At 58.8% G+C, this 18,263-nt stretch carries 19 protein-coding genes; 11 read left to right on the top strand and 8 right to left on the bottom strand.

What is annotated here, in order from left to right; genetic code table 11:
• Nucleotides 1–68: 68 nt before the first annotated feature.
• Complete coding sequence (gene msrB, locus KGB27_RS13460; RefSeq protein ID WP_207285752.1) at nucleotides 69–464, bottom strand: peptide-methionine (R)-S-oxide reductase MsrB; 396 nt, start codon at nucleotides 462–464, stop codon at nucleotides 69–71.
• 226 nt (nucleotides 465–690) lie between these two features.
• On the opposite strand from msrB, the gene KGB27_RS13455 reads away from it, so the two are divergent.
• Nucleotides 691–1,902 (top strand): pyridoxal phosphate-dependent aminotransferase, encoded by a 1,212-nt coding sequence (locus KGB27_RS13455; RefSeq protein WP_008030363.1) that lies wholly within the window; start codon nucleotides 691–693, stop codon nucleotides 1,900–1,902.
• A gap of 318 nt (nucleotides 1,903–2,220) precedes the next feature.
• Nucleotides 2,221–3,108, top strand: coding sequence for a protease HtpX (htpX, locus tag KGB27_RS13450; RefSeq protein ID WP_008030365.1), 888 nt, complete (start codon nucleotides 2,221–2,223; stop codon nucleotides 3,106–3,108).
• A 198-nt stretch (nucleotides 3,109–3,306) separates the two neighbouring features.
• On the opposite strand, the gene KGB27_RS13445 is transcribed toward htpX, so the two are convergent.
• The gene (locus KGB27_RS13445) at nucleotides 3,307–3,963 is read right to left on the bottom strand and encodes a thiopurine S-methyltransferase (RefSeq protein ID WP_008030367.1); all 657 of its coding nucleotides are present in this window, start codon (nucleotides 3,961–3,963) and stop codon (nucleotides 3,307–3,309) included.
• Between the two features lie 102 nt (nucleotides 3,964–4,065).
• Between KGB27_RS13445 and KGB27_RS13440 the strand changes: the two genes are divergently transcribed.
• Entirely contained in the window at nucleotides 4,066–4,833 is a 768-nt protein-coding gene (locus KGB27_RS13440; protein WP_223554816.1) for a DODA-type extradiol aromatic ring-opening family dioxygenase, read from the top strand.
• 29 nt (nucleotides 4,834–4,862) lie between these two features.
• Here KGB27_RS13440 and KGB27_RS13435 read toward each other — a convergent pair whose 3' ends face one another.
• On the bottom strand, nucleotides 4,863–5,576 hold the full coding sequence (locus tag KGB27_RS13435) for a UTRA domain-containing protein (protein ID WP_008030372.1): 714 nt from the start codon (nucleotides 5,574–5,576) through the stop codon (nucleotides 4,863–4,865).
• Between the two features lie 349 nt (nucleotides 5,577–5,925).
• Between KGB27_RS13435 and KGB27_RS13430 the strand changes: the two genes are divergently transcribed.
• The 6 genes from KGB27_RS13430 (at nucleotide 5,926) to KGB27_RS13405 (ending at nucleotide 11,241) form a co-directional block, all read left to right on the top strand.
• Nucleotides 5,926–6,990, top strand: a complete 1,065-nt coding sequence (locus KGB27_RS13430) for an ABC transporter substrate-binding protein (protein WP_008044353.1) — start codon at nucleotides 5,926–5,928, stop codon at nucleotides 6,988–6,990.
• A gap of 141 nt (nucleotides 6,991–7,131) precedes the next feature.
• Nucleotides 7,132–7,938 (top strand): alkaline phosphatase family protein, encoded by an 807-nt coding sequence (locus tag KGB27_RS13425; RefSeq protein ID WP_192227872.1) that lies wholly within the window; start codon nucleotides 7,132–7,134, stop codon nucleotides 7,936–7,938.
• 5 nt (nucleotides 7,939–7,943) lie between these two features.
• Nucleotides 7,944–8,780 carry an ABC transporter permease gene (locus tag KGB27_RS13420; protein ID WP_162130714.1) on the top strand — a complete coding sequence of 279 codons (837 nt, stop codon included), beginning with the start codon at nucleotides 7,944–7,946 and terminating at the stop codon, nucleotides 8,778–8,780.
• The gene (locus KGB27_RS13415) at nucleotides 8,767–9,567 is read left to right on the top strand and encodes an ABC transporter permease (RefSeq protein ID WP_008030379.1); all 801 of its coding nucleotides are present in this window, start codon (nucleotides 8,767–8,769) and stop codon (nucleotides 9,565–9,567) included. Before KGB27_RS13420 ends, KGB27_RS13415 begins: the two co-directional genes overlap by 14 nt.
• Nucleotides 9,564–10,553, top strand: coding sequence for an ABC transporter ATP-binding protein (locus KGB27_RS13410; RefSeq protein ID WP_008030381.1), 990 nt, complete (start codon nucleotides 9,564–9,566; stop codon nucleotides 10,551–10,553). The genes KGB27_RS13415 and KGB27_RS13410 overlap by 4 nt, the downstream gene beginning before the upstream one ends.
• Before the next feature lie 34 nt (nucleotides 10,554–10,587).
• Nucleotides 10,588–11,241: an HAD family hydrolase gene (locus KGB27_RS13405; RefSeq protein WP_008040903.1), complete on the top strand. Its 654-nt coding sequence runs from the start codon at nucleotides 10,588–10,590 to the stop codon at nucleotides 11,239–11,241.
• Nucleotides 11,242–11,356: 115 nt separating this feature from the next.
• Here KGB27_RS13405 and KGB27_RS13400 read toward each other — a convergent pair whose 3' ends face one another.
• Nucleotides 11,357–12,319 (bottom strand): zinc-binding dehydrogenase, encoded by a 963-nt coding sequence (locus KGB27_RS13400; RefSeq protein WP_207285748.1) that lies wholly within the window; start codon nucleotides 12,317–12,319, stop codon nucleotides 11,357–11,359.
• A 138-nt stretch (nucleotides 12,320–12,457) separates the two neighbouring features.
• Between KGB27_RS13400 and KGB27_RS13395 the strand changes: the two genes are divergently transcribed.
• The gene (locus KGB27_RS13395) at nucleotides 12,458–14,539 is read left to right on the top strand and encodes a carboxy terminal-processing peptidase (RefSeq protein WP_008040905.1); all 2,082 of its coding nucleotides are present in this window, start codon (nucleotides 12,458–12,460) and stop codon (nucleotides 14,537–14,539) included.
• A gap of 132 nt (nucleotides 14,540–14,671) precedes the next feature.
• Nucleotides 14,672–16,462: a bifunctional diguanylate cyclase/phosphodiesterase gene (locus tag KGB27_RS13390; protein ID WP_008040906.1), complete on the top strand. Its 1,791-nt coding sequence runs from the start codon at nucleotides 14,672–14,674 to the stop codon at nucleotides 16,460–16,462.
• Between the two features lie 109 nt (nucleotides 16,463–16,571).
• Here KGB27_RS13390 and KGB27_RS13385 read toward each other — a convergent pair whose 3' ends face one another.
• The 4 genes from KGB27_RS13385 to KGB27_RS13370 all read right to left on the bottom strand — a co-directional run bounded on the left by KGB27_RS13385 (nucleotide 16,572) and on the right by KGB27_RS13370 (nucleotide 18,261).
• Nucleotides 16,572–16,982: a sel1 repeat family protein gene (locus KGB27_RS13385; protein ID WP_008040907.1), complete on the bottom strand. Its 411-nt coding sequence runs from the start codon at nucleotides 16,980–16,982 to the stop codon at nucleotides 16,572–16,574.
• The gene (locus tag KGB27_RS13380; RefSeq protein WP_003223109.1) at nucleotides 16,983–17,354 is read right to left on the bottom strand and encodes a hypothetical protein; all 372 of its coding nucleotides are present in this window, start codon (nucleotides 17,352–17,354) and stop codon (nucleotides 16,983–16,985) included.
• Nucleotides 17,351–17,692, bottom strand: coding sequence for a helix-turn-helix domain-containing protein (locus KGB27_RS13375; protein ID WP_207285747.1), 342 nt, complete (start codon nucleotides 17,690–17,692; stop codon nucleotides 17,351–17,353). Before KGB27_RS13375 ends, KGB27_RS13380 begins: the two co-directional genes overlap by 4 nt.
• Before the next feature lie 113 nt (nucleotides 17,693–17,805).
• Nucleotides 17,806–18,261, bottom strand: a complete 456-nt coding sequence (locus tag KGB27_RS13370) for a YkvA family protein (RefSeq protein ID WP_192227878.1) — start codon at nucleotides 18,259–18,261, stop codon at nucleotides 17,806–17,808.
• Nucleotides 18,262–18,263: the final 2 nt, after the last annotated feature.

Raw genomic sequence — 18,263 nt, 5'->3', positions numbered from 1 at the left:
ACATTCAACACTGATGTTGACTGACCCGACGCCTTCGCGAGCAAGCTTCGCTCCTACAAGGGCCCGCATCACGAACGCGGAACGAGATCCAGGCACACCGAGTTGATGCAATACCGCAGGCCGGTCGGCGGCGGACCATCCGGGAACACATGCCCCAGATGCGCATCGCATTTGGCGCAGACCACTTCGGTGCGGATCATGCCGTGGCTGACATCACGGATTTCAGTCATGGCGCTGTCGCCGATCGGCGCATAGAAACTCGGCCAGCCGCAGCCAGAGTCAAATTTGGTTTTTGAGTCGAACAGCGGCTCATTGCAGCAGATGCAGTGGTAAATACCGTCGGTTTTGGTGCCGTTGTACTTGCCGGAAAACGGCCGTTCGGTACCCTTGAGGCGGCAAACGTTGTACTGCTCCGGATCGAGCATGGCCTTCCATTCTTCCAGGGTTTTTTCCAACTTTTCCATCATCACACCTCAGCAGCTGAAAAAGCCCGATCTGTACCTTTTCCACGGATCGGGCGGCACGTATGATTGCGCCTCGTCAAACGCCAGTCTGGCAGCCAGACCACGCGCATTCAAACGGATTTATGGGTGCTGCCTCTCAAGGCGCCAGGCCTGTGTGAATACGCAGGATTCCCAGTACGGTAGTTCATACACCGCCTGGATCGTTCATTTTCGGGAACACATCGCCATGCAGGTCAGCAAATCGAACAAGCTCGCCAACGTCTGCTACGACATTCGCGGCCCAGTGCTCAAGCACGCCAAACGCCTGGAAGAGGAAGGCCATCGCATCCTCAAGCTGAACATCGGCAACCCGGCGCCTTTTGGTTTCGAAGCGCCGGATGAAATCCTCCAGGACGTGATCCGCAACCTGCCGACCGCCCAGGGCTACAGCGATTCCAAAGGCCTGTTCAGTGCGCGTAAAGCCGTCATGCAGTACTACCAGCAGAAGCAGGTAGAAGGCGTCGGCATTGAAGACATTTACCTGGGCAACGGCGTTTCCGAGCTGATCGTGATGTCGATGCAAGCGCTGCTCAACAACGGCGACGAAGTGTTGGTGCCGGCTCCCGACTATCCGCTGTGGACCGCTGCCGTGAGCCTGTCCGGCGGTAACCCGGTGCATTACCTGTGCGACGAGCAGGCCAACTGGTGGCCGGATCTGGCTGACATCAAGGCCAAGATCACCCCGAACACCAAGGCCCTGGTGATCATCAACCCGAACAACCCGACCGGCGCGGTGTATTCGAAGGAAGTCCTGCTGGGCATGCTGGAACTGGCCCGTCAGCACAACCTGGTGGTGTTTTCCGACGAGATCTACGACAAGATCCTGTACGACGATGCCGTGCACATTTGCACCGCGTCTCTGGCCCCGGACCTGCTGTGCCTGACCTTCAACGGCCTGTCCAAGTCCTATCGCGTGGCCGGTTTCCGTTCTGGCTGGATTGCTATCTCCGGTCCGAAACATCACGCGCAAAGCTACATTGAAGGCATCGACATGCTGGCGAACATGCGCCTGTGTGCCAACGTGCCGAGTCAGCACGCGATTCAGACCGCCCTCGGGGGTTATCAGAGCATCAACGATCTGGTCCTGCCGCAAGGTCGCCTGCTGGAACAACGTAACCGTACCTGGGAATTGCTCAACGACATTCCCGGTGTCAGCTGCGTCAAGCCGATGGGCGCGCTGTATGCGTTCCCGCGCATCGACCCGAAAGTCTGCCCGATCCACAACGACGAAAAATTCGTGCTCGACCTGCTGCTGTCGGAAAAGCTGCTGGTGGTTCAAGGCACCGCTTTCAACTGGCCATGGCCGGACCACTTCCGCGTCGTGACCCTGCCGCGTGTCGACGACCTGGACATGGCCATCGGACGAATCGGCAACTTCCTCAAATCCTATCGCCAGTAATCGGACTGGCCGCGTGCGACTTTTCCACGAAAGTCGCACGAGGATTAATTCAGCAACATATCTTTAAGCCTCGCCGTACATCCCCACTGCAATCGCTGCCCGGTAGCAAGCTTTGTGACCGCGTCCAACAATCACGGGGCTCGCAACGCGAATCGGCTGACAAACACTTCCCCTGCCCACGTCGGAAATGCCCTGCAAGCGACTAGACTGTTGCTGTAGGACACAGTTTGAAATAGTCACCCGGTTGAATAGCCCGTTGCAGCACCTTATATACCCCGCAGTACGCTACATCTTTAGCAAAAGGAGATTTCTACAACCATGATGCGCATCCTGCTGTTTTTGGCCACTAACCTGGCGGTCGTGCTGATTGCCAGCATCACCCTGAGCCTTTTCGGCTTCAACGGGTTCATGGCGGCCAATGGGGTTGATCTCAACCTCAATCAGCTGCTGATTTTCTGTGCGGTCTTTGGTTTTGCCGGTTCCCTGTTCTCGCTGTTCATCTCCAAGTGGATGGCGAAGATGAGCACCAGCACCCAAATCATCACCCAGCCGCGCACACGTCACGAGCAATGGCTGCTGCAAACGGTCGAGCAACTGTCTCGCGAAGCCGGGATCAAGATGCCGGAAGTCGGGATTTTCCCGGCCTACGAGGCGAACGCGTTCGCCACTGGCTGGAACAAGAACGATGCACTGGTCGCGGTCAGCCAGGGCTTGCTCGAGCGATTCTCGCCGGATGAAGTGAAAGCCGTTCTGGCCCACGAAATCGGTCACGTGGCCAATGGCGACATGGTCACCCTGGCGCTGATCCAGGGCGTGGTGAACACCTTCGTCATGTTCTTCGCGCGGATCATCGGCAACTTTGTCGACAAGGTGATCTTCAAGAACGAAGAAGGCCAGGGCATCGCCTACTACATCGCGACCATCTTCGCCGAACTGGTGCTGGGCATTCTGGCCAGCTCCATCGTCATGTGGTTCTCGCGCAAACGCGAGTTCCGTGCCGACGAAGCCGGTGCACGCCTGGCGGGCACCAACGCGATGATTGGCGCACTGCAACGCCTGCGTGCGGAACAAGGGCTGCCGGTGCACATGCCGGACACCCTGAATGCTTTCGGCATCAACGGTGGCATCAAACAGGGGTTCGCCCGCATGTTCATGAGCCACCCGCCGCTGGAAGAGCGCATCGACGCATTGCGTCGTCGGGGCTGACAGGCTCGGCACTAAAAGAAAAGGCCCGCAGTGATGCGGGCCTTTTTTTGTCTGCTTGATTAATGCGGTGTTCATCAGGACCTCTTCGCGGGCAAGCCTCGCTCCTACAGGATTTGTGTCGTTCACATAATCGGCGAATTACACAAAACCTGTAGGAGCGAGGCTTGCCCGCGAAGAGGCTGGTAGAAGCAACATCAATTACCGGGCAGAAACCCGATAAACCCGTTCCTCAAGCCGCGTCACGCCGCTTTCGACGAATTTCCAGCTCTCACCCAGAACGTCCTGATCCTCCAGAATCTTCAACGACCACACAGCCCCGAACAACCGCTGCACTTCATCATCAAGCACGGCAAACGGCGGTCCGTCCTTTTGTGTCTGGTCGTAATCCAGCGTGATCAAAAGCCCCAACGCGTCCTTTGGCAGAATCCGGTTCAAATGAGCCGCGTATTGCTCGCGCATGGCCGGCGGCAGAGCGATCAGTGCCGCCCGGTCGTACAGGCCGGCGCAATCGGCAACATCGCCGGCCGTCAACTCGAAGAAATCACCACACCACAACTCGATCGAGCCTGCGCGATACACCTTGAACGGCCCCTGCTCAGTGATGTTCGGGTCAAAGTGATGTTCGCTGAAGAAATCTTCGACAGCCTTTTCCGACAGCTCAATTCCCAGGACTTCATGCCCTTGGTGCGCCAGCCACAACAAATCCAGACTTTTCCCACACAACGGCACCAGTACGCGCGCCCCCTCCTCCAGCCCCAATTGCGGCCAGAAACGTTGCAGATAAGGGTTCACCTGCGGCAGATGGAAGCCGATCTGATTCGACTGCCATCGCTTGTGCCAAAACTCCGGCTGCATAAATATCTCCGAAAATTCGATCAAAACACCCTAAAACTTATATTAGATTTAGATCAATGATCTGACTGAAGATGGGCCCATCTTACTCTCAGGAGCTCCTTCATGTTCCCCAGCCTTTACATCTCTCATGGCTCACCCATGCTGGCACTGGAACCCGGTGCCAGTGGGCCAGCCCTCGCGCGCCTGGCTGCCGAATTGCCGAAACCCCGGGCCATCGTGATTGTTTCCGCGCATTGGGAAAGCAATGAATTGCTGGTCAGCGGCAATCCACAGCCTGAAACCTGGCATGACTTCGGCGGCTTTCCAAAGGCGTTGTTCGAGGTGCAATACCCGGCACCCGGCGATCCACAACTGGCCGCAGAAGTTGTCGAGTTGTTGAAGCGCAGTGACCTGCCCGCCCGCATCGACAGCAAACGGCCCTTCGACCATGGCGTCTGGGTGCCGTTGTCGTTGATGTACCCGCAGGCGGATGTCCCGGTGGTGCAAGTCTCGCTGCCCACACGCGGCGGTCCTGAGCTGCAAACCCGCGTTGGCCATGCCCTGAGCAGCCTGCGCGAACACGGCGTGCTGTTGATCGGTTCGGGCAGCATCACCCACAACCTGCGCGAACTGGACTGGCACGCCGGACCGGAAAGCGTAGAACCGTGGGCGAAGGTGTTTCGCGACTGGATGATCGAGAAACTTGAGGCCAACGACGAAGCCGCGTTACACGACTATCGCCAGCAAGCGCCGAACGCCGTGCGCAACCACCCGAGCGATGAACATTTGTTGCCGTTGTACTTTGCCCGCAGTGCCGGCGGAGCATTCAGCGTCAGCCACCAGGGTTTCACCATGGGCGCGCTGGGCATGGACATTTACCGCTTCGGGTAATGAAAAACCGAGACCTGCGGCGGCCAGGCTCAGACCACATCAACACCGACATGGATCGCATCGTGCCGCCAGAACTCCAGGTCACAATCGATCAAGCGTTCGTGTTGGTCGTAATTGACCCGGGCGATGCGCAATCCCGGACTGCCGACCGACACCCGTAACGCCGCCGCCGCATCCACCGATAACGCCGTCGGCACGATCTCGAAGCGCACCCGCCCGTAATGCAAATCGTAATGCCGCGCGTACAGCTCGGTGATCGACTGATTCAGATCAAACTCCAGAATCCCCGGGAAATACTGCGGATTGAGGTAGTGCTCCACGTACAACACCAGCCGCTCATCAATTCGCCGAGCGCGGCAGATCTGAATCACGCTCGACAACGCCGGCAACTGCAACCAGGCACAGACCGCCGCCGACGCAGGCTGCAAGCGTGCCGAAATCACCTCGGTAGACGGCACCCGCCCTTGAGCGCTGACCATCGCGTGAAAGTGGCTGCGCTGCATCAGGTTGTAAGCCAGGCGCGGTGGCGACACGAACCAGCCCCGGCGCTCTTCGCGATAAATCTGCCCTTGAGCCTCCAGCTGCAACAACGCTTCGCGCACGGTAATGCGTGTCGTGCCGAACAACTCACTGAGCTTGCGCTCCGCCGGTAACTTGCTGCCAGGCGCCAACAGGCCGTGGTCGAGCTGTTCCTGAAGAACCTGCCCGATGGCTGTCACCGCTTTGGTTGTCTCGATGCGCATCAACGTTACCTATCTGGACTAGACCAGCACTGTTTCGGAGCAGAACCGTCATTTGAAACGACTCCGTCAACTTTCAGCAAGCCTAGGCACTGCACATGACTGACAGATGACAAAGGCGCTGAACGGTGCAGTCAAACGTGTGCAATTTAACGGCCAAGTCCTTTCATATCAGTTCTTTAGCCATGGTCTACGCTTACTCGCAAGCCTGAGCGTTGATCTGAAGAAAATGCAGACGGACCGCTGGTCGACATCAAAATGTCATCAGGGGCGCCTAGATTGGCTCAGGTATTGCTGACCTAGACCAACACAACCGCAATCGCAGCGTTGAAAACGCCCAAAGGAGCTTCGGATGAAAAAGCTTTTCCTGGCATCACTGTTAGGTTCGACCATTGCCATGTGCACCGCCGCCATGGCGGCTGATGATTTGAAAACCCTCGAAGCCGCTGCGAAAGCGGAAGGTGCGGTCAACAGCGTCGGCATGCCCGATGACTGGGCCAACTGGAAAGGCACCTGGGAAGACCTGGCCAAGATCTACGGCCTGAAACACATCGACACCGACATGAGCTCGGCGCAGGAAATCGCCAAGTTCGCCGCTGAAAAAGACAACGCCACGGCCGACATCGGCGACGTCGGTGCAGCGTTCGGCCCTATCGCGGTCAAGCAAGGCGTGGTCCAGCCGTACAAGCCAAGCACCTGGGATCAGGTGCCTGCCTGGGCGAAGGATAAGGACGGCAACTGGGCACTGGCCTACACCGGCACCATCGCGTTCATCGTCAACAAAAAGCTGCTGCACGGTTCAGAAGCGCCGACCAAATGGGCCGATCTTAAAAACGGTAAATACAAAGTATCCATCGGTGACGTGAGCACCGCTGCTCAGGCCGCCAACGGCGTTCTGGCGGCTGCACTTGCCAACGGCGGCGACGAGAAAAACCTCCAGCCTGCCCTGGCGCTGTTCGCTGACATTGCCAAGCAAGGCCGCCTGTCCATGGCCAACCCGACGATTGCCACCATGGAAAAGGGTGAAATCGAGGTCGGCGTGGTCTGGGACTTCAACGGTCTGAGCTACAAGGCCAAGATGGCCAATCCGGATGACTACGTGGTGTTGATCCCCTCCGATGGTTCGGTGATTTCCGGTTACACCACCATCATCAACAAATACGCCAAGAACCCGAACGCCGCCAAACTGGCTCGTGAATACATCTTCAGCGATGCCGGTCAGATCAACCTGGCCAAGGGTAACGCCCGTCCGATCCGTGCCGAGCACCTGACCCTGCCAGCTGAAGTCCAGGCCAAACTGCTGCCGAACGAGCAGTACAAAAAGGTCACGCCGATCAAAGACGCGGATGCGTGGGAAAAAACTTCCAAGGCTCTGCCGCAGAAGTGGAACGAAGAAGTCATCGTCGAGATGAAGTAATGCTTCATTTGTAGGAGCGAGGCTTGCCCGCGAAGAGGGACTTTAATTCAACAGTTATGTTGACTGAAAGTACGCTTTCGCGAGCAAGCTTCGCTCCTACAGGTTTCTACGATATTTCCAGTCTCCCGGAGTCCCGCCCCTATGAAGCACAACGTCATCCTTGTCGTGCTCGACGGCCTCAATTACGAGGTTGCGCGCCACGCCATGGGGCACCTGCAGGCTTACGTCGGCGCAGGACGCGCGGCACTCTACAAACTGGAGTGCGAACTGCCGGCCCTGTCCCGTCCGCTGTATGAATGCATCCTGACCGGCGTCACGCCGATCGATAGCGGTATCGTTCACAACAACGTTTCGCGCCTGTCCAACCAACGCAGCATTTATCACTACGCCAGCGAAGCGGGCCTGAAAACCGCTGCTGCGGCTTATCACTGGGTCAGTGAGTTGTACAACCGTTCGCCGTTCGTGGCCGCCCGGGACCGTCACACCGACGCCCCCGAATTGCCAATCCAGCACGGGCACTTTTACTGGAACGATCACTACCCGGACTCGCACCTGTTCGCCGACGCAGAACACCTGCGCCTGCGTCACGCACCGAATTTTCTCCTGGTGCACCCCATGAACATCGACGACGCCGGGCACAAGCACGGCCTCGACACCGCGCAATACCGCAACAGCGCCCGCTCGGCGGACATTATTCTCGCCGACTACCTGCAAGGCTGGCTCGACGCCGGTTACCAGGTGCTGGTGACCGCCGACCACGGCATGAACAACGACCGCTCCCACAACGGCCTGCTGCCGGAGGAACGCGAAGTGCCACTGTTCGTGCTCGGTGACGCCTTCAGCTTCAACGCCGGCGCCGAACCGAAACAGACAGACATCTGCGGCACCGTCTGCGAACTGCTGGGCGTGGCCCACGACAAACCAGTGTGCCGGGAGCTGCTCAAGTGAATGCCATGACTCGCGGCAAATGGCTGGCGGCCTTGTGCCTCGTGCCCTTCGCACTGTTTTTTATCGTGTTCGAGATCGCCCCGCTCATCTGGGTGATGATCAACAGCCTGCAATCGGAAGAGTTCGGTTGGGGCCTGGCCAACTTCACCAAGATCTTCAATTCGAAGTTCTATTTGCAGGCGATCCAGTACAGCCTCGAGATCAGTTTCTGGTCCAGCGTGTTCGGGATCATCATCGCGGTGCTCGGCGCTTATTCCCTGCGTCGTGTCGACTCGAAGCTGCGTAACTTCGTCAACGCCTTCGCCAACATGACCAGCAACTTTGCCGGCGTGCCTTTGGCCTTCGCGTTCATCATCCTGCTGGGTTTCAACGGCAGCATCACCATCATGCTCAAGCAGGCCGGGATCATTCAGGATTTCAACCTGTACTCGAAAACCGGGCTGATCATTCTCTACACGTATTTCCAGATCCCCCTCGGTGTGCTGCTGCTCTACCCGGCCTTCGACGCCCTGCGCGAAGACTGGCGTGAATCTGCCGCGCTGCTGGGCGCCAACGGCTGGCAGTTCTGGCGACACATCGGTTTGCCGGTGCTGACGCCGGCACTGCTCGGCACCTTCGTGATCCTGCTGGCCAACGCCCTCGGCGCCTACGCCACGGTTTACGCACTGACCACCGGCAACTTCAACGTGCTGCCGATCCGTATTGCGGCGATGGTCTCCGGTGACATTTCCCTGGACCCGAACCTCGCCAGTGCGCTGGCCGTGGTGCTGGTGGCGTTGATGACCCTGGTCACCATCGTGCATCAGCTGCTGTTGAAGAGGAGCTACCATGTCTCGCGCTGAATTGGGCCCCGTCGGTATCTATCACCGCGTCGTGGTTTACCTGCTGTTTGCCATTCTGTTGCTGCCACTGGTTGGCACGCTGATCTACTCGATTGCCAGCAGTTGGTCGGCGACCATTCTGCCCAGCGGCTTCACCGTCAAATGGTATGTGCAGCTGTGGAGCGATCCGCGATTCCTGAGTGCTTTTGGCCAATCGCTGCTGGTCTGCATCGGAGCGCTGATCCTGTCGGTGGTGCTGATCCTGCCACTGCTGTTCGTGGTGCATTACCACTTCCCGAAACTCGATGCGCTGATGAACATCCTGATCCTGCTGCCCTTCGCGGTGCCGCCGGTGGTGTCGTCGGTGGGGCTGTTGCAGCTTTACGGTTCAGGGCCGTTCGCGATGGTCGGCACGCCGTGGATTCTGATCGGATGCTACTTCACCGTGGCGCTGCCGTTCATGTACCGAGCGATCACCAACAACCTGCAAGCGATCAACCTGCGCGACCTGATGGACGCCGCCCAACTGCTCGGTGCCAGCACTTTTCAGGCGGCATTCCTGGTGGTGCTGCCGAACCTGCGCAAAGGTCTGATGGTCGCGTTGCTGCTGTCGTTCTCGTTCCTGTTCGGTGAGTTCGTGTTCGCCAACATCCTCGTCGGCACCCGCTACGAAACCCTGCAGGTCTACCTCAACAACATGCGTAACAGCAGCGGCCACTTCACCAGTGCGCTGGTGATTTCCTACTTCTTCTTCGTACTGGTTCTGACCTGGGCGGCCAATATCTTGAACAAGGACAAAAGCGAATGAGCTATGTCAGCGTCCAACATCTGCAGAAAAACTATGCAGGCACCACCGTATTCAGCGACATCAACTGCGAAATCCAGAAGGGCGAATTCGTCACCCTGCTCGGCCCGTCCGGTTGCGGCAAATCCACGCTGCTACGCTGCATCGCCGGGCTGACCTCGGTAGATGGCGGCAAGATCTTGCTGGATGGTGTGGACATCGTGCCGCTGAGCCCGCAGAAACGCGGGATCGGCATGGTGTTCCAGAGCTACGCCCTGTTCCCCAACATGACCGTGGAGCAAAACGTCGCTTTCGGTTTGCGCATGCAGAAGGTCAACAGCGACGACAGCCAAAAGCGCGTTGCCGAAGTGCTGAAACTGGTGGAGCTCAACGATTTCGCCGCCCGTTATCCGCACCAACTGTCCGGCGGTCAATGCCAGCGCGTCGCCCTCGCCCGCTCATTGGTGACCCGTCCACGCCTGTTGCTGCTGGACGAACCGCTGTCGGCCCTTGATGCGCGGATTCGCAAGCATTTGCGCGAACAGATCCGTCAGATCCAGCGCGAGCTGGGCCTGACCACGATCTTCGTCACACACGATCAGGAAGAAGCGCTGACCATGTCTGACCGGATTTTCCTGATGAATCAGGGAAAGATCGTACAGAGCGGCGACGCCGAAACCCTCTACACCGCGCCGGTGGATGTGTTCGCTGCCGGCTTCATCGGCAACTACAACCTGCTCGACGCCGACAACGCCTCGAAATTGCTGCAACGACCGATTACGCATCGCATCGCGATTCGCCCGGAAGCCATCGAACTGAGCCTGAACGGCGAACTTGACGCACAAGTGCGCAGCCACAGCCTGCTGGGCAACGTGATTCGCTACCGGATCGAGGCCCGGGGCGTGGAATTGGTGGTGGATGTGCTCAACCGCTCGGCGGCCGATCTGCACCCCGATGGTCAGCGTCTGGCGCTTTCCATCGATCCGACGGCCCTGTGTGAGGTAGCCTGATGACTTTGCTGATGTTGAAGAGAGAACTGCACTGATGGCCCTGGCAATTTTTGATTTGGACGAAACCCTGATCCACGGCGACTGCGCCACCCTCTGGAGCGAACAGATGGGCCGGCTGGGCTGGGTCGATCCCGAGTCGTTCATGCGTCAGAACAACGAACTGATGGACGCTTACAGCCACGGCAAGTTGCGCATGGAGGAGTACATGGCCTTCAGCCTCGAACCGATGATCGGGCGCACACCCGAAGAGGTCGACCACTTGGTCGGGCCGTGGGTGGAAGACTTCATCGAACCGATCATCTTCAGCGACGCAACCAAAGCCATCGCCGCCCATCGCAAGGCCGGTGACCGGATACTGGTGATTTCGGCGTCGGGTACACACCTGGTCAGGCCGATTGCCGACCGTTTGGGCATCGACGAGATTCTGGGCATCGAGCTGGAAGTGTTGCATGGGGTCTATAGCGGCAACACCGTCGGTACGCTGACCTACCGCGAAGGCAAGATCACCCGATTGCTGGAATGGCTGGATGCGGAAGAGGAAAACCTGGAGGGCGCGAGTTTCTATTCCGACTCACGTAACGATTTGCCGCTGTTGCTGAAGGTAGATTTCCCACACGTGGTGAACCCTGATCCGGTATTGCTCGAGCACGCCGAAAAAGCCGGCTGGCCGATCCACCTCTGGAAATAACGCAAAACCCTGTAGGAGCGAGGCTTGCCCGCGAAAACGGTGTATCAGTCAACACAAGTGTTGAATGTAATTACGCCTTCGCGGGCAAGCCTCGCTCCTACAGGGCTCGGTGTTGTCAGACGAGGCTTTCGTCGATCACCAACACCAACTTCCCCGCCACCTTGTTCGTCGCCAACTCGGCAAATGCCGCTTCGGCATCCTTGATCGGGAAGGTCTTCGCCAACTGCGGGCTCAATCGCCCTTCGGCAAACAACGGCCAGACATGCTGGCGTAAATCACTGAACAAATCCGCCTTGAACTGATCGTCACGGCTGCGCAAGGTCGAACCCAGCAACTGCACGCGTTTGGCTAGCACCTGCGCCAGATCCAGTTTTGCCTCACGGCCGCCCATCAGGCCAATCAGCACCCAACGGCCATCAAGAGCCATCAGCTTGAGGTTCAGCGCGGCGTAGTTGCCGCCGACCGGGTCGAGAATCACATCGAACGGCCCCAGGTCGCTCAAGCTGTCCAGATCGTCGGTGCGCACCACGCCACCCTGTGCACCCAGCGCTTCGCAATAGGCCAGACGCTCGGCAGAACCGACGCTGACCCAGCACGGGTTGCCAAACGCCTTGCACAGCTGAATGGCAGCTGAACCGATTCCACTTGCTCCGGCGTGAAGAAGAACTTTCTCACCCGGTTTGAGCGCAGCCAATTGAAACAAATTCAGCCAGACGGTCGCATAGACTTCGGGTAGCGCTGCCGCCTCGGCCAGGGACAATCCTTCGGGGACCGGCAGCACATGCCGTCCGTCGACAACCACCTCTTCGGCCATCCCGCCCCCGGCCAGCAAGGCGCAGACCCGATCACCGACCTGCCAGGACGAGCCCGGGCCGACCTCACTGATCACCCCGGAACACTCAAGACCCAGTACCTGACTGGCCCCCGGCGGTGGCGGATAAAGGCCCGCCTTCTGTAACAAATCGGCGCGATTGAGGCCCGCTGCCGCCACGCGAATGCGAACTTGCCCTACATCGCATGTAGGACCGGGCTCTTCAACCCACTCCACTTGACCGTCAACGCCTTGCAATGCTTTCACAGTGCCTCCATAGTGAGTCTGGACTGAGCCCGAAGCTGTAGCGCCGGGCTTTTTGCATTATGCGACCGGCCCTTGTGGTACCGGCGACTTCAAAGACGGCCTAATATGCGTTATCAATTGTCCCCGCGTCGAATCAGCATGAAGCATCTGTTCCCCAGCACCGCCCTCGCCCTATTTATTGGTATCGGCCTGATGCCGATGTCGAGCAATACGTTCGCAGCCAATAGCTGGGACAAGCTTCAGCCAGATCGTGACGAAGTGATCGCCAGTCTGAATGTCGTCGAGTTGCTCAAGCGTCACCACTACAGCAAGCCGCCGCTCGATGACGCGCGCTCCGTGATCATCTACGACAGCTACCTCAAGCTGCTGGACCCGTCGCGCAGCTACTTCATGGCCAGCGACATTGCCGAATTCGACAAGTGGAAAACCCAGTTCGACGACTTCCTCAAAAGCGGCGACCTCAACGCCGGGTTCACCATCTACAAGCGCTACCTGGACCGCGTAAAAGCGCGTCTGGACTTTGCCCTTGCGGAGCTGAACAAGGGCGTCGACAAGATCGACTTCACCGCCAAGGAAACCTTGCTGATCGATCGCAAGGACGCGCCTTGGCTCAAGTCCACCGCAGAGCTCGACGACCTGTGGCGCAAACGCGTCAAGGACGAAGTGCTGCGGATGAAGATTGCTGGCAAAGAGCCCAAGCAGATTCAGGAAACGCTGACCAAGCGTTACAAGAATCAGCTCTCGCGCCTGGACCAGACCCGTCCGGAAGACATCTTCCAGGCGTACATCAACACCTTCGCCATGTCCTACGACCCGCACACCAACTATCTGTCGCCGGATAACGCGGAAAACTTCGACATCAACATGAGCCTGTCCCTCGAAGGCATCGGCGCTGTGTTGCAGAGCGACAACGACCAGGTGAAAGTCGTGCGTCTGGTGCCGGCTGGCCCTGCCGACAAGACCAAGCAGGTCGCACCGGCCGACAAGATCATCGGCGTTGCCCAGGGCAACAAAGAGATGGTCGACGTGGTCGGCTGGCGCCTGGACGAAGTGGTCAAGCTGATCCGTGGTCCGAAAGGTACCGTGGTGCGCCTGGAAGTGATTCCGGCCAGCAATGCGCCGAACGACCAGACCTCCAAGATCGTGCCGATCACCCGCGAAGCGGTGAAGCTTGAAGACCAGGCCGTGAAGAAGTCAGTCCTCAACCTGAAACAGGATGGCAAGGACTACAAGCTCGGCGTCATCGAGATTCCGGCCTTCTACCTCGACTTCAAGGCTTTCCGTGCCGGCGATCCGGACTACAAGAGCACCACTCGCGACGTCAAGAAACTGCTGACCGAGTTGCAGAAAGAGAAAGTCGACGGCGTGGTCATCGACCTGCGCAACAACGGCGGCGGCTCCTTGCAGGAAGCCACCGAGCTGACCAGCCTGTTCATCGACAAAGGTCCGACCGTGCTCGTGCGTAACGCCGATGGCCGGGTCGATGTACTCGAAGATGAAAACCCGGGCGCCTTCTACAAAGGCCCGATGGCGTTGCTGGTCAACCGCCTGTCCGCCTCGGCTTCGGAGATTTTCGCCGGCGCGATGCAGGACTACCACCGCGCACTGATCATTGGCGGCCAGACCTTCGGCAAAGGCACCGTGCAGACCATTCAGCCGCTGAACCATGGCGAACTGAAACTGACCCTGGCCAAGTTCTACCGGGTTTCCGGCCAGAGCACCCAGCATCAGGGCGTACTGCCGGACATCGATTACCCGTCGATCATCGACACCAAGGAAATCGGCGAGAGCGCCCTGCCGGAAGCCATGCCGTGGGACACCATCCGCGCGGCCATCAAGCCTGCGGTCGACCCGTTCAAGCCATACATTTCGCAGCTCAAATCCGAGCATGACGTACGTTCGGCCAAAGACGCGGAGTTCGTGTTCATCCGCGACAAACTGGCCCTGGCGCAGAAGCTGATGTCGGAAAAAACCGTCAGCCTCAATGAAGCCGAGCGTCGTGCCCAACACGCGGATATCGAAGCCAAGCAGCTTGCGATGGAAAACATCCGTCGCAAGGCCAAGGGCGAAGAGCCGCTCAAAGAGCTGAAGAAAGAAGACGAAGATGTCGCTGCGGCCGAGCCGGACAAGGTCAAACCAGAAGACGATGCCTACCTGAGCGAAACGGGTCGGATTCTGCTGGACTACCTGAAACTCAACACCGCGGTTGCCAAACACTAAGTTGTTACAAGCACGATGATGGCAATTTAATGCTGACGCCCCCTTAGCGTCATCAAACAGTCATCATTCTGTCGTGAAATACGGGACTGAGAGCTTTGGCTCTCAGTCCTTTTTTTTTCGCCAGAGACCGCCATGACCACTACCGAACAGCTGAGTGCGTTGAGTTCAATATTGACTCAAAGCGGTTTGCACAGCCTGTTCCAGCCAATCATTTCGCTCTCTGAACGACAGATCATCGGTTATGAAGCCCTCAGCCGTGGCCCCTCCAACAGCCCGCTGCACTCGCCCATCGCCTTGTTTGCCGTCGCCCGCCAGGCCGGTCGTTTGAACGAGCTGGAAATTGCCTGCCGCGAGAGCGCTTGCCGGCGCTTTAATGAGCAGCAACTGCCGGGCAAACTCTTTCTCAACGTGTCGCCGGAATCGCTGCTCGAAGCGGCTCACCAACCGGGTCGGACCCTGCAACTGCTGCAGGATTTCGGCATACCGCCCAGCCAGGTGGTCATCGAACTGACGGAACAGACGCCTACCGACGATTTCCAGCTGCTGCAAAACGCGCTGCATCACTATCGGGCGATGGGCTTTTCCATTGCGCTGGATGATTTGGGTGCCGGTTATTCGAGCCTGCGCCTGTGGTCCGAGCTGCGGCCGGACTATGTGAAGATCGATCGGCACTTCATCGACGGCATCCATCAGGATGCGCTCAAGCGTGAATTTGTCGGCTCCATCATGCAAATCGCCAAAGCCTCGCGGGCGCAGGTGATTGCTGAAGGTATCGAGCTGCCGGAGGAGCTCGCGGTGTTGACCGATATGGGTGTCGATCTGGTCCAGGGTTACTTGCTCTGCCGCCCTCAAGAACACCCGCCAAGGGAAGCGCGAAACCTGATGCCCAAACAGGACAGCTCTGCGGTGGCGCTGAACGACGAAGGCAGTGACCTCAGTGCTCTTTTGATCGATCAGCCAGCGGTCGCGCGGGGTACGCCGACTGCCACGGTGCTGGAAGCCTTCCGCCGCCAGGCCAACCTGAACTCACTGGCGGTGCTCGATGAGCAAGGCCACCCTTGCGGCATCGTCCATCGGCATTCGCTGTCGGACGCCCTGCTCAAACCCTTTGCCACCGACCTCTTTGCCCGCAAGCCCATCAGCCGGTTGATGAACGACGACTTTCTCGCCGTCGAGATGAGCCAGTCGCTGCAACAAGTCAGCCGCCTGATCACCAGCCGCGCCCGGCAGCGCATCGAGGAAGACTTCATCATCACCCTCAACGGCGGCTACCTGGGACTGGGTCGGGTCATCGACGTACTGAAGCTGATTACTGAACTGAAGATCCAGCAAGCCCGTTACGCCAACCCACTGACCCTGCTGCCGGGTAACGTGCCGATCCAGCAATGCCTGACGCGCCTGCTGCAACAACAAAGGGAATCAGTGATCTGCTACGTGGACATCGACAGTTTCAAACCCTTCAACGACATCTACGGCTACGGACGCGGGGACGAAGTCCTGCTGTGCCTGGCGCAATGTCTGAATGATCGCGTCGACCCGTCCCGCGACTTTGTCGGCCATATCGGCGGTGATGATTTTTTGCTGGTGCTCGGGCCGGAAGACTGGCGCAAACGCTTGAACCAGTTGCTCGATGATTTCCAGAGCCAATGCCGGCGCTTCTACCGCAGCGAACACCTGGAAGCCGGCTGCTTCATCGCCCCGAATCGCCAGGGCGTGCGCCAGGAATTTCCGTTGTTATCGCTGTCGATCGGCGTGGTGCATTTGCATCCACAGGCCTGTGGACAACTCGATGCGAGCCAGTTGGCGGAGATGGCGTCGCAGGCTAAACACCACGCGAAGAATGTGCCGGGGTATAGCGTGCATGTGATTGATAGTCTGACGGCGCCCAAGCGAGAGGATGAATTGCTGGTTGGGCAGCGGTGATGGGGCTGACGCCTTCGCGGGCAAGCCTCGCTCCTACGGGATGGGTGTCGTTATTAACGTTCACATCCCGTAGGAGCGAGGCTTGCCCGCGAAGGCGTCGGATCAGCCACTAATTATCCAAAGGACCGCGAGCAGCCAACTCTTTCAATTTGATCTCAGCCAACGGATGTCCGGCCTTGGCAGCCATCGCCCAAAACCGGGCGGCCTCATCCGGATCCGGTGCCTTGCTCGCCGTCCCGGCCAGACTGATCACCCCCACCTGATACGCCGCCTTGCCATCCCCCGCCAACGCCGCCAGGCGCAGCAAGCGGACACCTTCCTCACGAGCCCCAAGGCCCACGCCGCGAAAGGCCAGAATGTGGCCATAGAAGCTTTGAGCGTCGACATCGCCCAGGTTCGCCATGCGTGCAAGCTGGCCTTCAAGCCAACTCCAGCCGCGTGGCTGACGCACAAACCACGACCAGTGAAACAACCGGCGAGCCAGCCAGTAACCGGCCCGCGCCTTGAGCTTGAAAAACACTCAGGCTTCCGCCGATTCGGGGTACTCGTATTCGAACACTCGCACCACTTCCGAGGCATGCCACGAGGCGGCGGCGACACCATCGGACGGCCCGGAGAAACGCCCCAGGCGCTCGACGCATTCGAAGAAACCGGTGCGCGGCAGGCGACTGGCGCCCTGGCTGATTACCAACGAGCTGCGCAGCGGCTGCTCGGCCTTGGCGTCCAGTGCGGCCAGGTGCTCAAGGGCCGCGGTCAAGGTTTGCATGGCCGGCGTCGGCAATTGCAGGCGCTCAAGCAACGCGCGGTAGGTCAGCAAATGACGCTGGCGGCGCGCCTGATCCAGCTCGCCCAGCAATCCGTCCCAATGTTGACGACTGATGCGTACGCTCACGATTCTTCCCTCCACCCTGGCACCGTCAATTCCCAGGCCAGGCTGCGGCGAATTGCAGCGTCGGGTTGACGCTCGCCACTTTCGATCAAGGCCAGATAGGACGGGCTGATGCCTACCGTGCGGGCCAGCGCCTCAATGGCGATGCCCTTCCCTTCGCGCAAACTGCGTAGTTGATCCAGACCCGGAAGAATCTGGTCTGGCGTGGCCGCGCGATGCACAGGGGCCTCGCGCGGCGGTTGTTGATCGATGCCTGCTGCTTTGAGTAGAGCCTGATACTGAGCCCACGGAACAACCGCATACTCGGGCTCGCCTTCGCGTGTGATTATCTGAATATCCATGACTTCCCCGTAGGACAACGACACTTAGCGAGTCGGCGCTTTTCCTTAGAAGTGTAATCCTAACAGCGGCCAAGGTCGCGGGGGTATGAATATAGGGATGATCCTGAATCGACTCAGGTTTTTTTCGGGCCCTGCAGTTGAAGTTGTTCCAGGGTATCGGGCAAGCGCTCGACCACCGCGAGCTTCTCTGGCACCTGGCGATTGCGCCAGGCGCGGAAGGCGTTGAGCTCGTCGTCGAGAACCTTCATCAGCCAGGCGAGCACGGCGATGTCATCGAACATGCCGAACACCGGAATGAAATCCGGAATCGCATCCACCGGGCTCAGGAAATACATCAAGCCTGCCACCACCGAGATCAGCGCTTTAGGGCTGATGGCCCGGTATTCACCGCGCCAGTAAGCCAGGCACAACGCCTGCAACAAGCGCAGGTCGTCTTTGAGCTTGCCCAAACGGTTGCCCTGGCTGGCACCTTTGCTGGCTACCGCGAACAATAACGTCGGCAAACGCCCACGAGCGAGCAGACGTCCGGCCAGTGGCAGGAAACGAGCGAAATTCCAGGGTGCTTTCATCA

The sequence above is a fragment of the Pseudomonas sp. BF-R-01 genome (assembly GCF_019946615.1).
In the GTDB taxonomy this organism is placed as follows: domain Bacteria; phylum Pseudomonadota; class Gammaproteobacteria; order Pseudomonadales; family Pseudomonadaceae; genus Aquipseudomonas; species Aquipseudomonas migulae.
Note: the sequence above shows the minus strand (reverse complement) of the source record. Positions and strands in the feature narration are given on the sequence as shown.

Coding starts and splice junctions, on each gene's coding strand:
- KGB27_RS13445 (WP_008030367.1), bottom strand. CDS start 3,963: ATGCAGCCGGAGTTTTGGCACAAGCGATGGCAGTCGAATCAGATCGGC.
- KGB27_RS13430 (WP_008044353.1), top strand. CDS start 5,926: ATGAAAAAGCTTTTCCTGGCATCACTGTTAGGTTCGACCATTGCCATG.
- KGB27_RS13420 (WP_162130714.1), top strand. CDS start 7,944: ATGACTCGCGGCAAATGGCTGGCGGCCTTGTGCCTCGTGCCCTTCGCA.
- KGB27_RS13410 (WP_008030381.1), top strand. CDS start 9,564: ATGAGCTATGTCAGCGTCCAACATCTGCAGAAAAACTATGCAGGCACC.
- KGB27_RS13405 (WP_008040903.1), top strand. CDS start 10,588: ATGGCCCTGGCAATTTTTGATTTGGACGAAACCCTGATCCACGGCGAC.
- KGB27_RS13425 (WP_192227872.1), top strand. CDS start 7,132: ATGAAGCACAACGTCATCCTTGTCGTGCTCGACGGCCTCAATTACGAG.
- KGB27_RS13370 (WP_192227878.1), bottom strand. CDS start 18,261: ATGAAAGCACCCTGGAATTTCGCTCGTTTCCTGCCACTGGCCGGACGT.
- KGB27_RS13415 (WP_008030379.1), top strand. CDS start 8,767: ATGTCTCGCGCTGAATTGGGCCCCGTCGGTATCTATCACCGCGTCGTG.
- KGB27_RS13435 (WP_008030372.1), bottom strand. CDS start 5,576: ATGCGCATCGAGACAACCAAAGCGGTGACAGCCATCGGGCAGGTTCTT.
- KGB27_RS13440 (WP_223554816.1), top strand. CDS start 4,066: ATGTTCCCCAGCCTTTACATCTCTCATGGCTCACCCATGCTGGCACTG.
- KGB27_RS13455 (WP_008030363.1), top strand. CDS start 691: ATGCAGGTCAGCAAATCGAACAAGCTCGCCAACGTCTGCTACGACATT.
- KGB27_RS13390 (WP_008040906.1), top strand. CDS start 14,672: ATGACCACTACCGAACAGCTGAGTGCGTTGAGTTCAATATTGACTCAA.
- KGB27_RS13375 (WP_207285747.1), bottom strand. CDS start 17,692: ATGGATATTCAGATAATCACACGCGAAGGCGAGCCCGAGTATGCGGTT.
- htpX (WP_008030365.1), top strand. CDS start 2,221: ATGATGCGCATCCTGCTGTTTTTGGCCACTAACCTGGCGGTCGTGCTG.
- msrB (WP_207285752.1), bottom strand. CDS start 464: ATGGAAAAGTTGGAAAAAACCCTGGAAGAATGGAAGGCCATGCTCGAT.
- KGB27_RS13395 (WP_008040905.1), top strand. CDS start 12,458: ATGAAGCATCTGTTCCCCAGCACCGCCCTCGCCCTATTTATTGGTATC.